Raw genomic sequence first — 12,904 nt, forward strand, 5'->3', positions numbered from 1 at the left:
TTATTAATAGTTAGGGTTTTGCTCCCAATTACCGTTTGAAAATTGAATTTCTTCAAAAGGAATAGGGAAAACCTCGTGTTTACCTGCAATAAATCCGTCTATCTCAGAACCTCTACCTGTTCTAACTAAATCGAAAAAACGGTGGCCTTCACCAACAAGCTCTACACGTCTTTCATTAGCAATAGCATCAGTAAGAACAGCTCCTGTTGAAGTTATATCATTTGGCGCTCCAAAAGCTCTTTCTCTAACTCTATTTAAATATTGTTGCGCTTTAGTATCGCTGATACCTCCACGGTTATACGCTTCTGCTGCCATTAATAAAACATCGGCAAAACGTATAGCTCTGTAATTATTAGGGTTTGTAAGGTTTTGATCTCCAGTATTTAAATCACCTTGTCTGGCAATATATTTTCTATTAAAATAACCTGTATGTTCATAACCTGTACCAAACGTAGCATTATTTGCAGCTGCCCAAGCTTCAATATCTAAAATGGCAACATCTTTACGTAAATCGCCAGCTTCAAATGCATCAACAACTTCTTGCGTTGGTACATTAAAACTGAAACCCGAATCGAATAAAGGGCCTGTGTAATTTCTGATACCGTTAAATCCAACAGCAACGTTACCCTCGCTACATTGTAAACAACCAAATCCTGCACCTTCAGCATCAGTATACTGTACTTCAAAAACCGACTCTATACCGTTTTCTCCATCATTTTCAAAAATAGTGTCATAATCACTTACTAAATCATATGGTCCGTTTAAAATCAAATTATCTAAAACTGTAGCCGCAGGAGCAAATTTATTTTGATATAAATATGCTTTTCCTAAAAGCGCCTGTGCAGAACCTTTAGTTGCTCTTCCAACTTGAGGTGCTGTATAATTTAAATTATTAATAGCGTACAATAAATCTGATTCAATTAATGCGTAAACATCAGCCACTGGAGATCGCGGTATGCTAGTTTCGTCTCCTAATTGAAATCTTGTTTCTTTTAAAGGAATAGGACCAAACCATTTTACTAATTCAAAATAATAGTAAGCTCTTAAAAAACGCGTTTCACCTAATATAATTTCTTTTCCTTCAAAATCAGCTTTATCCTGAAATTCTAAGATAAAGTTTGCTCTATTAACTCCAGAATACATCCAATCCCATAGACTTTTTAATCCGTCATTTACTGGGGTATGTATCATGTCGTCAATTTGTTGCCAACTAATTACATCTGTTGCACTTTCGCCACCACACAAGGTGTTATCTGAAGCTATTTCACCTAAAATAACATTTAAGTAAGATGCTTGTAATAAATCGTATGCACCAACTAAAGCGTTATAATAATCATCTTCAGAATTGAAATAACTTTCTGAATCAATGCTGTATCGTTCAACTTCCTCTAAATAATTGTCACTACAAGAGTATATGCCGAAAGCCAATACGCATACTACTAAACTTGCTAATATTTTATTTATATATATTTTCATCTTTTAAATATTTTATATTGATAAGTTTAAGCCTAAGATAAACTGTCTTGATATTGGGTAGAACCCGTAATCTATACCTCCACCAATGGCGCTACCATTTGTAGCAGCTGGATCGTAACCGTTGTACTTAGTAAACGTAAACGCGTTATTAACAGAAGCATATAAACGGAATTTACTGATACCTAATTTTTCAATAACATCACCTGGTAATGAATACCCTAATTGAATGTTTTGAATTCTTAAGAATGAAGAATCTTCAACATAAAAATCTGAAAACAATTTGTTAGTTGTTGCTCCAACTGTTGCTCTTGGAACAGTATTACTTGACCCTTCACCGGTCCATCTGTTTAAATATAAATTTAAACGGTTTACATTAGGTTGGTCACGCTCATAATTACGAACTGTTTCTTTTCCTAATTCTGCATACATATAAGTTCCAAAATCGAAGTTTTTATAATTAAAACTTAAATTAAGACCCATAATATAATCGGCTTGTGGTTTACCAAGATAAGTTCTATCTGCGATTGTAATTTCACCGTCGCCATTAACATCTACGTAACGAATATCTCCAGGTGAAGCTGCAGACCCCAATCCTGTTTGTGATGGATGTGCATTAACTTCTGCTTGATTTTGGAAAATTCCATCTGATTTAAGTCCGTAGAAATAACCAATTGGTTGTCCTACTTCCATTCTTGAAATAGCAGGCTGCCCAACACTAAAAGAACCACCTTCTGATATAATATCGTTACTTACTGCCGTAACTTCACCATCAATTTTTGTAGCATTATAACTAATTCCGAAAGAAACATCATCAGAGAAAGAATGTTTGTAATTTAGAAAAAGCTCAAGACCTTTATTTCTTGTTGTACCTGCATTAACTGTTGGTAAACCGGCTCCTGGTGCGCTTGCACCTAAGATTCCTGAAACTGGAAAGCCTCCAATTAATAAATCATTTCTATCTTCAACAAAATAATCGGCTACAATCTCTAATTTATTATCAAATAAATTAATATCCAAACCAATATCTAGTTTTTCAGCTGTTTCCCAAGTTGCATCTGCATTTGGTAATCTACCGTTAGCTGTACCTGTTATTAAAGCACCATCAAAAACATAGGTTGCTTCACCACTTAATAAAGCTCTATATAAATCGTCTCCAACATTATTACCTAATGTACCATAACTTGCTCTAAGTTTTAACAAGTTTATAGTTTCAGAATCTTTTAAGAAATTTTCTTCTGAAAGTTTCCAACCAGCCGTAGCCGATGAGAAATAATCAATTCTATTTTCAGGAGCGAAATCTGAAGATCCATCACGACGAATCATCGCAGATAATAAATACTTGCTTTTATAATCGTATTGTACTCTTCCAAAAAATGAAGATAACCTTGAATCATAAATAAAAGAACCTGTAGTTTTCGCTTCACTTAATCCGTTTGCTAAAGAAATATCAGCAAATTCCCAAGAGTTATTAGGCACATCAAAACCTGTTGCGCTAATATTATCTCCCCAAGCACGCTGTGCACTTGTACCTAATGTGAATGATGTGTTATGATCTTCCGCAAAAACCTTATTATAAGTGGCGAAAGTATCCCAAGTATAAGAATTATTTGCGTTTTTAGATTGGTTTACACTACTTCTATCTGTATTAAATACTTTACCTGAACCGTAATTTACAATTGGGCTAAAAGATTTTCCAGTATCGTTATAAGCTTTTAAACCAACTCGAGAAGTTATTTTAAATCCTTCAAATGCTTCATATTCTAATTGAAAAGTACCCTCGATAGAACTACCGTTATATTCATTATACGTATTTGCTATTTGAGATATTGGATTAACCACTTCATTTCCTAAAAATCCAGATGTATCTTGTTGATCTAAGCTGTATGTAGGAGCGTAGTTAAGCGCGTTGAACAATGGTGTACCTAAAGCGTTCTCACCAATACTTCTTCTATTTTGGTTAAAGTAGTTAGCTGAAGTTGTGAACTTTAATTTATCTGAAAGTTCAAAAGTAAGCTTCACTTTAGCATTTGCTCTCTGAAAGTTTGATTTATCACTAGCAACGATACCATCTTGTTCTAAAATAGAACCACCAAAGTAATACGTACTTTTTTCTCCACCACCAGTTACCGATAAACTGTGATTTGTTATTGGAGCTGTATCAAATAATTCGTTTTGCCAATCTACACCTGTACCTAAACCGCTTACATTAGGAAAAGGCAATGTCTGACCATTTGCCGCGTAGCTTTCGTTAAGAATTAAAGCATACTCTGTAGCGTTTAAATACGGTAACTCACGCGTTGTTTCTTGAACTCCAGTATACCCACTATAACTAATTCTAGCTTTAGAGTTTTTCTTACCGGTTTTAGTAGTCACTAAAACAACACCATTCGCACCCTCAATACCATAAATGGCTGCTTGGGCATCCTTCAGTATCGAGAAGGTTTCAATATCACTTGGGTTGATAGAGTTTAAATCTCCTTTATAACCATCAATAATGATTAAAGGACCATTATCACCATTAGAACTTACACCTCTAATTAATATATTAAATCCTCCACCAGGAGAACCAGAAGGTGCAGTTACTGAAACCCCCGCGGATGTTCCTTGTAATGCCTGTGCTGCATCAATTGGCCTTAACTCTTCTAGAGTTGCTGCGCTTACAATGGATACCGCACCCGTAACGTCTTTCTTTTTCTGTGTACCATAACCAACAACTACAACCTCATCTAATTGAGCTAAATCTTCTCGTAATTGAATAGTTAATTTTTTACTGTCTGTAATTACAATATCTCGTGTTACATAACCTATGTAACTAATAGATATTGTAGATCCTGTCTCTACCCCTGCTAAGACAAAGTTACCATCAAAATCTGTTGTGGTTCCTTTGGAGGTGTTCTTAACAATGATATTCGCCCCAGGAATTGGAAACCCTGTTTCATCCTGAACATTTCCGCTTATCTCTATATTCTGTGCTCCAGAATAAGTTATAAAGAATAAAGCTAAAATTTTAAATAGCGTGTGTCTCATAAATTTGTTAGTTTTTGTTTTAAGTAAATCTAGCTATTGATTTTGAAGTATTAGCATTTTCCACCTCAACAAAAAACATACACCATAAAAAAAACTAAATTATATTATCAAATTGATAAATTCCAGTCTATTTCCTTGTGTTTATGGGGATTGAGCAATTCACCAACAATACAACAAACCATGTTGTGTTGTGGTGTTGTATAGGTAATTAACGGGTGTGTTGTAGAATTTAAATTTCTAGAATATAGTCTGTCAAGCTAGATTCGTGGGGTAATTCCATTTTCTTCCTTAATCTGTAGCGTTTAACCTCAACGCTTCTTGAGGAGATATTTAATAATGGTGCTATTTCTTTTGATGATAAATTTAATCGTAAATAAGCACATAAACGTAAATCATTTGAGGTTAGACTAGGGTGAAGCGTTTTAATCTTTTTAAGAAAATCTTTATCTGCATTATTAAAGGCTTCTTGGAACAAATTCCAATCGTCTGTATTATTAAGGTTTCTATCTATGATTTTAATAACACTATTTAAGTTTTTATTCCCTTGTGCTGCTTCCAATTCTTTCTTAATAGTATTTAAAAACTGATTTTTCTTAATTAGATTCATGGTAGAAGCAGCTAATTCTCTGTTTTTATTCTCGATATTTTCTTTGAGTTTTTCATTTTTAAAACGCATCAATTGTTGCTTGTTTTCTAATTCCTTTAACTCAAATTCTCTTGTTGTTTTTAACATTAACCGTTCCCTTTGTTTTCTATAATAGCGTTTATAAATGTTATGCATTAATAGCGAGAATAATAATATTGACAAAGCATATACGGCAATTGCTAAATTAGATAAAAACCAAGGTCTGGCAATTTCAAAAGTATAGGTCTCTGTATTGTTAGATACCTGATTACCAACCTTACCCATAACACTAAAGGTATATTTTCCATGCGGTAGGTTTTCAAAATACACACTACCATTCAATGTCCAATCGCTCCATTCATTATAAATACCTTCTAGTTGATATCTGTATTCTGGCCTCTGTGTTTTTAAAAACTCTGAAATACTATAAGAAATACTTAAATTATTCTCTTGGTTTTTAAATTTTCCTGGATGCTTCAAATTAACTAACCTAATAGTATCATGATGTTTAGATTGACTAATTGAAATTTGGTTAATATTAATCTTATGATCAAAACTGTTAATCATACTTAAATCAAAAATAATATAACCTGTTGTGGTTCCTAAAAGGTGATTCTCATCGGCAATGTGAACTATGTTTTCAAAACCAACAACATCTTTTCTAACATCTACAGGAAAATGAATAGAGTTTATTTCTTTATCACCGCTCAATTTGGAAGTAGTCATGTAATTAATTCCATCCGATGAAAAACTCCAAAGTTTGTTGGTAACTTCATCCGAAACCAATTTTCCGGAAGTAAATTTATCAATGTTTATTAATTTACTTAATAAAGAATCTTTTTCGAATTTGTTCTTAGATGTGTCATATTTATATACACCATTTTTACTCGAGTATAATACCTCATTGTTGTGTTTCGTTAAGCTAGAATAGAGGCCTTTTTTAAGCAAACTATCAAGCTTATAAGAAGTAACCGTTTCAAGATCATTGCTAATCTGCAATTTAAACACACCTTTATATTCATGATTTACAAAAACTTGGTTGTTATTTAAAAACTCAAAATACCTGCTAGAAATGTTAAAACCTTTAATCTTGTTTCTGAGTTGCCAAGTTCCAGATTTTTTATGTAAAACATGTAAACCCGTATAATTTCCTTGTACCAATAAATTACTTTGGTTATCAAAAGATTTAATTTGCCATGTTCCAGGAATATCAGAAATCAATTTTGCTTGATTGTTTTTCACTAAAAACGTACCCATATTATGGCCACAGAAAAGCTCATTGTTAAAAACTTCAATGCACCATATTTGTCCTTGTGTACCTTCTATAAATTTAAAACTATCATTACTATTTAAAGGTTTATAGTACAGGCCTTGATTTGTTCCTAGGTATAAAAAGTTATTGTAAACTGCCGAAGTATAAACACTACCAATTTTTCCATTATTATCATGAAAAATAAGATAAGGCGATTTAATGTTTATACAATTAATGCCGTTATCCAATCCCAGCCAAATATTACTATCAATATCTTCATGAAGCGATAAAACTGTGTTATTACTTAAACCATCTGATTGATTTATTCTATAATTAATCTCTCCATTTTTTGTTAAATGAATTATACCATCTGAAATAGTACCAAGCACAAAACTATTATCGCGTAATTTAATACTACAAAAAACACTTACACTTTTTAATGCACTTCGCGCAGGTATATTCCATGGTGATACACCTTCACTATTTAAAATATAAAATCCATTGTCTTGGGTAAGGACTAATAATCCTTCGTTTAGACTAAAAACATTAACAATAACATTGTTTTTGATTATTGCGTCTTCAGATACTAAGACATCTTTTCCGTTTTCAATTTTAAATAATCCATTGTTTAGATTCTGAAAATATAAGTTTTCATCAACCTTAAAAAGTCTTGAAAGAACAGTTTTTGAATTTATGATATTGTACGACTGTTTTATTCTATCATAGATTATGATGCGATTTAAAGATTGAAACAATACCCAGTTTTCTAAACTATGAATATTCCAAAACTCTTCATCTACAATAAATTCAATATCTAACTCTTGAGATAGCGAAGTATAATTTAAAACACCAAAATCATCCTTTTTCCAATATCCGAATTGATGAAAACTTCCAGTATAAATTAATGAGTCTACAACTTTTACGCAACGTAGAATAGTTTCGTTAGGAGATGGATATAAATTCCATTTAGCCCCATTATACTCTAATAATCCTTTATTATTAGCAACATAAATATAACGATCATCAGATTGTGAAACGGACCAATTTTGAGATTCGGCACCATAATCATCTGGATTAAAAATACTAATTGGAGGTCTTTCTTGAGCCTGAATAGACAAAGAAAGCCAGAATACCAGAAAACAAACTAAACAATTAAGAATTTTCAAAACTTACAATTTTGTTTAGGTACTAAGGTACTAAAAATGGGCTATAAAAACACTTATGTATGGTTAGTGTTTGGTTTATTTTGGAAATAGAAGATAGTTTATTCTTTTAATATATTAATTTTCCCACCTAAAACTCTACTTTCATCAATTTGTTCTGGATTACCATAAATATATATATTTCCACCAGCGCGCACTTTTGCAACTACTTTTTTACTAGCATTGATATTCGCATTTCCTGCAATCCTTATTGATACCTCCGATGTTTTAGTTTTTAAACCCTTCCCATCGTAATCGCCACCCGTGTAGATTGAAACGTCTTGGTTAACAGCAATCCCTGAAGTTATAATATTAGCTCCAGTTACAGCTCTTACATTAACATATTTCGTGTCTATTTTTACATCAATTTTTCCGCCTTCTTGTGCGTTTAAATCGATTTCGAATTGTTTTATAACATCTTTTGAATGAATATAAGCGCCTTCATTAGCATCAAGAATATCAAAAGATGTGTAATAAAGTTTCACTTTTGTATTGTTACCATCAAAAGCTTCTTCTAGTTTCATTTTTATTTTTAGTGTGCCATTTTTATTGTTCACTAAAACATCTTCAGTATTTTTTCCAGTAATGATTACTTTGTTTACATCTGCTTTTATAAGCTCCACTTCAATGAGATCGTAAACTTTTAATTCGCTAAATTCTCCAATTTCCTTTTCGATTGGATGTTGTGCAAAACAAGTGATTGATATAAAAAGTACTAGAATATGAGCTAAGGTTTTCATTAAATATATTTTTCAATTACAACGTAAAACTATCAAGATTTATTCCTTTAGCTATTTACTTTATGAAAAGATTAAGAATGTTAAACAACTTTTACAGCAGTACCTGTTACAGAAACAAAAAAATAAGAGCCCGCTTCGGTTTCCATATCTAATTGAATTCCAACAATAGCATTGGCTTTTAAATTTATAGCATTTGCTTTTAAATTTTGAAAAGCCTCTTCTTTAGCTTTATAATAATATCTGAAATCATATTCATATTCTTTTCAGTTTTGAATGAAAATGACGTCTTGATATTACTTGAAACTCCTGTAACTATACCTAAATAATTCTCTATTTTATGTCCTTCAATAGAGTTTGTTGTAGTTAGAATCATTGTTAAACCAATTTTTAATAAGAGTAAAAACAATTAGTTATTCTTACTCTGGTTTACCTAATAAATTAAAATCTAAGTGTTTTTTAACTAAGTCTGTATTTTTAACTTTTACAATAACTTCATCACCTAATTGATATGTCATACCTGATTTTCTGCCAACCATAGCGTATTGGTCTTGATCGAATGCATAATGGTCGTCTTTCATATCACGAACACTGACCATACCTTCGCATTTATTTGAAATTATTTCAACATAAATTCCCCAGTCGGTTACTCCCGAAATAACGCCAACAAATTCTTCATCTTTATGATCTTCCATAAAACGAATTTGCATATATTTTATAGAATCGCGTTCGGCTTTAGTAGCTAAATTTTCCATATTACTGGAATGCTGGCATTTTTCTTCATAAACCTCTTCATTTACAGATTTTCCACCATCTAAATAATGTTGTAGTAAGCGATGTGCCATAACATCTGGATATCGACGAATAGGTGAAGTGAAATGACTATAATAATTAAAAGCTAAACCATAATGCCCAATATTATGAGTTGTGTATTCAGCTTTACTCATACTTCTTATAGTAAGTGTATCTACCAAATTCTGCTCTTTTTTTCCAACCACTTCTTGTAATAAATTATTTAAAGAAGCTGTTGTACTTTTTCGGTCTTTAAAATTTAGTTTATATCCAAAACGACCTACCACATTCTGCAAAGCGGCTAATTTACTATCGTCTGGTTCGTCATGCACACGGTATACAAAGGTTTTTTTTGGTGATTGTTTTCCAATAAATTCTGATACTTTTCTGTTTGCCAACAACATAAATTCTTCAATAAGTTTATTAGCATCTTTACTGGTTTTAAAAAATACACCTTCAGGATTATTATTGTCATCTAAATTGAATTTCACTTCAACCTTATCAAAAGAAATGGCTCCATTTCGCATACGTTGAGCACGCATAATTTTAGCGAGTTCGTCCATTTTTAAAATAGCATCAGCTAATTTTTGATCGGTTTGATACGTTTTACCAGTTAATGAAACATCTACTGGAATGGTATTGGTTTTACTTTCAATAACTGCCTGAGCTTCTTCATAAGCATAACGTGCATCACTATAGGTTACCGTTCTTCCAAACCATTCGTTTTTTATTTCTGCTTTGTCATTAATTTGAAATACAGCTGAAAATGTATATTTTTCTTCATGCGGACGTAAAGAACAGGCATTGTTTGATAATACTTCAGGAAGCATAGGCACAACTCTATCTACTAAATACACCGATGTAGCACGTTCGTAGGCTTCATCATCTAAAACAGTACCTTCTTCTAAATAATGCGACACATCGGCTATATGAATTCCTATTTCATATAAGCCATTATCTAAAACTTCAAATGATAAGGCATCATCAAAATCTTTAGCATCTTTCGGATCTATGGTAAAGGTTAAATCTTTACGCATATCGCGTCGTTTAGCAATTTCTTCTTTTGTAATAGAAGTATCTAATTGGTTTGCATAAGCTTCAACTTCATGAGGAAATTCATGAGGTAAACCGTATTCCGCAAGTATGGCATGAATTTCTGTATTATGATCTCCAGGTTTCCCAAGAACTTGAATGACTCTTCCGTAAGGTGAATCTGCTTTTTCAGGCCAATCCTCAAGTGTTACTAAAACTTTATCACCATCTTCAGCCTTATTTATTTTATTAATTGGTACAAAAATATCTTTGTACATTTTATTACTATCTGGTACTACAAAAGCAAAATTTTTATTTTCTATAATTTGAATTACACCAACATATTCAGATTTTGCTCGTTTTATAACATTAGTAATTTCACCTTCTAACTTACCACGTTTTCTGCGTTTGTAAGCATAAAATTCTACTTCATCACCATTTAAAGCTCTATTAATATTATTTGAAGCGATAAAAACATCGTCTTCAAAATCTTCGCAAATAACGTAACCGTTTCCTTTTGCAGCTAAATCTAAAATACCTGTATGATATTCTGTATTAATGATAGCTCTAAACTTACCACGTTCAACTTCTTCTATTTCTTTCTGAACAGCTAGTTTAGCTAGAGTTTTTATAATTTGATTTCTACTACTAGCATCATTTACACCGAGTTTAGCAGCAATTTGTTTATAATTAAAACTTTGATTTCTTTCTTTTTTTAAAATACTTAAGATTGTATTTGTAAGGTTGGAAATTCCTTTATTCTTGGATTTCCCTTTTCTTTTTCTTGTCATTTAATTTTGTAATCATATTTATTCCTTAAGGTTAAGGAAATTTTGTTATTAAATAGCTCAATATTAGGAGAAGAGATTGCTATTTATTTTACAAAGCTACGGTTTTAAATTTTAACCTATGTTATTTTAATATTAATTGAAGTTATCCACATTATATATTATATAATAATTTTTCTTTTAAAATTTAAAAATATAAATGGTGGTTATTATAGTGTGTTAATATGTGGTATAACTTTTTTATCTTTTCTTTTGATATGTGTTTTATATATTCTTGTTGATATGAAATGAACATTTTTAATAGACTTAACTTGTTTAATTTTAAGTACTTTAAGAAATCTATTAACAACTGTTATAAACTCCTATTAACAACTTTTTTTAATAAGAATTTCTACTCACATGACTTATAAGTATACAATTTAGTGCTGATAAATTAACCAAAAATTTACATTAACTAATTTGTGTATGAACTAAATGTTATGGGTTGAAAAATTAATCGATTTATCCTAATTTTTGTTTCACAAAGTAACAAACAGTTATTAACATGTAATGAATATTTGAATGAACATTATTTATAATTAGTACCTTTGTTAAACCTAATATAATATATTAAATAATGACAATTTCAATAGGAAACGATCACGCCGGAACCGAATATAAATTTGCTATACTATCTTTATTAGAATCTAAAGGTATTAAAGTTAATAATTACGGTACAGATACTAATGATAGCGCTGATTATCCAGACTTTGTACACCCTGTTGCTAAAGATGTCGCTGATAAAAAAGTTGATTTCGGAATTTTAATTTGTGGAAGTGGTAACGGTGTTGCAATGACTGCAAATAAATATAAAGAAGTAAGAGCCGGTTTATGTTGGAATAAAGAAATTGTAAACTTAATACGATTACATAACAACGCTAATATTTTATGCATCCCGTCGCGTTATACAGCAATACCACAAGCTTTAGAAATGGTTGAAACCTTTTTAAATACAGATTTTGAAGGCGGAAGACACCAAAGAAGAATAGATAAAATTCCTTTATCTTGTTAAATGGGGCACAACCATTCGCATAATCACACACACAACCATAACGACTTAAAAGGCCGCAACCTACTTATTTCTATTTTACTAAATATAGGCATAACCGTTGCGCAAGTTATTGGTGGTATTTTATCTGGAAGTTTAGCTTTACTAAGTGATGCACTTCATAATTTTAGCGATGTACTGTCGTTGGTGGTAAGTTATGTCGCCAATAAGTTAACAAAAAAGAAAGCCTCTTTTCATAAAACATTTGGTTATAAACGTGCCGAAATTTTAGCTGCATTTATTAATGCTTCTACATTAATTATTGTTGCTGTTTTATTAATTATAGAGGCAATAAATCGTTTTAAAAACCCGCAGGAAATAGAATCGAATTTAGTTATTTGGCTATCTGTTATAGCTATTTTAGGAAATGGGTTTAGTGTGCTTTTGTTAAAAAAAGATGCTGAAGCTAACATGAATATGAAAAGCGCCTACCTGCATTTATTTACAGATATGATGGCTAGTGTTGCCGTTTTAATTGGCGGTTTGTTAATGAAGTACTACCAAGTTTTTTGGGTGGATAGTGTGCTTACTTTTATTATTGCTTTGTATTTAATATGGATGGGTTACGATTTACTTAAAACGTCTACTAAAGTACTCATGTTGTTTACTCCAGATTCCATTCCAATAAAAAAGATTGTTAATGAAATCAATGCCTTTGAGAGTATTAAAAACGTACACCATGTGCATGTTTGGCAACTAAATGAAGATGAAATTCACTTAGAAGCTCATATCGATTTTAATCAAGATATTACTTTATCTCAATTTGATACCATTCTTCATGAAATTGAAGATTTAGTTTTTAAAAAATACGATATTAATCACGTTAACATTCAACCAGAGTTTGGTAAAGATGATGCTAAAGATGTAATTGTTCAGGATTAAAAAA

General features: G+C 31.4%; 9 protein-coding genes. 2 read left to right on the forward strand and 7 right to left on the reverse strand.

Annotated elements, in window-relative coordinates; all coding sequences use genetic code 11:
• Positions 1-3 precede the first annotated feature (3 nt).
• From BUA46_RS07125 to rnr, 7 genes are all read right to left on the reverse strand, one after another.
• On the reverse strand, positions 4-1,476 hold the full coding sequence (locus tag BUA46_RS07125) for a RagB/SusD family nutrient uptake outer membrane protein (RefSeq protein WP_019387958.1): 1,473 nt from the start codon (positions 1,474-1,476) through the stop codon (positions 4-6).
• Between the two features lie 12 nt (positions 1,477-1,488).
• Complete coding sequence (locus BUA46_RS07130; protein ID WP_019387957.1) at positions 1,489-4,503, reverse strand: SusC/RagA family TonB-linked outer membrane protein; 3,015 nt, start codon at positions 4,501-4,503, stop codon at positions 1,489-1,491.
• A gap of 229 nt (positions 4,504-4,732) precedes the next feature.
• Positions 4,733-7,546, reverse strand: coding sequence for a helix-turn-helix and ligand-binding sensor domain-containing protein (locus tag BUA46_RS07135; protein WP_072794739.1), 2,814 nt, complete (start codon positions 7,544-7,546; stop codon positions 4,733-4,735).
• Positions 7,547-7,644: 98 nt separating this feature from the next.
• A complete protein-coding gene (locus BUA46_RS07140) occupies positions 7,645-8,322 on the reverse strand; it encodes a head GIN domain-containing protein (RefSeq protein ID WP_019387955.1) in 678 nt (225 codons plus the stop codon).
• An 80-nt stretch (positions 8,323-8,402) separates the two neighbouring features.
• Positions 8,403-8,510, reverse strand: coding sequence for a heavy metal-binding domain-containing protein (locus tag BUA46_RS15270; protein ID WP_262482094.1), 108 nt, complete (start codon positions 8,508-8,510; stop codon positions 8,403-8,405).
• Positions 8,511-8,521: 11 nt separating this feature from the next.
• Entirely contained in the window at positions 8,522-8,695 is a 174-nt protein-coding gene (locus BUA46_RS15275) for a heavy metal-binding domain-containing protein (RefSeq protein WP_019387954.1), read from the reverse strand.
• A 43-nt stretch (positions 8,696-8,738) separates the two neighbouring features.
• Positions 8,739-10,934, reverse strand: a complete 2,196-nt coding sequence (gene rnr / locus BUA46_RS07150; RefSeq protein WP_019387953.1) for a ribonuclease R — start codon at positions 10,932-10,934, stop codon at positions 8,739-8,741.
• 613 nt (positions 10,935-11,547) lie between these two features.
• Between rnr and rpiB the strand changes: the two genes are divergently transcribed.
• Positions 11,548-11,982, forward strand: coding sequence for a ribose 5-phosphate isomerase B (rpiB, locus tag BUA46_RS07155; protein ID WP_019386945.1), 435 nt, complete (start codon positions 11,548-11,550; stop codon positions 11,980-11,982).
• Positions 11,983-12,900: a cation diffusion facilitator family transporter gene (locus BUA46_RS07160; protein WP_019386944.1), complete on the forward strand. Its 918-nt coding sequence runs from the start codon at positions 11,983-11,985 to the stop codon at positions 12,898-12,900.
• Positions 12,901-12,904: the final 4 nt, after the last annotated feature.

The sequence above is a fragment of the Algibacter luteus genome, from assembly GCF_900141715.1.
GTDB lineage: Bacteria > Bacteroidota > Bacteroidia > Flavobacteriales > Flavobacteriaceae > Arenitalea > Arenitalea lutea.

Coding starts and splice junctions, on each gene's coding strand:
- rnr (WP_019387953.1), bottom strand. CDS start 10,934: ATGACAAGAAAAAGAAAAGGGAAATCCAAGAATAAAGGAATTTCCAAC.
- rpiB (WP_019386945.1), top strand. CDS start 11,548: ATGACAATTTCAATAGGAAACGATCACGCCGGAACCGAATATAAATTT.
- BUA46_RS07130 (WP_019387957.1), bottom strand. CDS start 4,503: ATGAGACACACGCTATTTAAAATTTTAGCTTTATTCTTTATAACTTAT.
- BUA46_RS07125 (WP_019387958.1), bottom strand. CDS start 1,476: ATGAAAATATATATAAATAAAATATTAGCAAGTTTAGTAGTATGCGTA.
- BUA46_RS07160 (WP_019386944.1), top strand. CDS start 11,983: ATGGGGCACAACCATTCGCATAATCACACACACAACCATAACGACTTA.
- BUA46_RS15275 (WP_019387954.1), bottom strand. CDS start 8,695: ATGATTCTAACTACAACAAACTCTATTGAAGGACATAAAATAGAGAAT.
- BUA46_RS07140 (WP_019387955.1), bottom strand. CDS start 8,322: ATGAAAACCTTAGCTCATATTCTAGTACTTTTTATATCAATCACTTGT.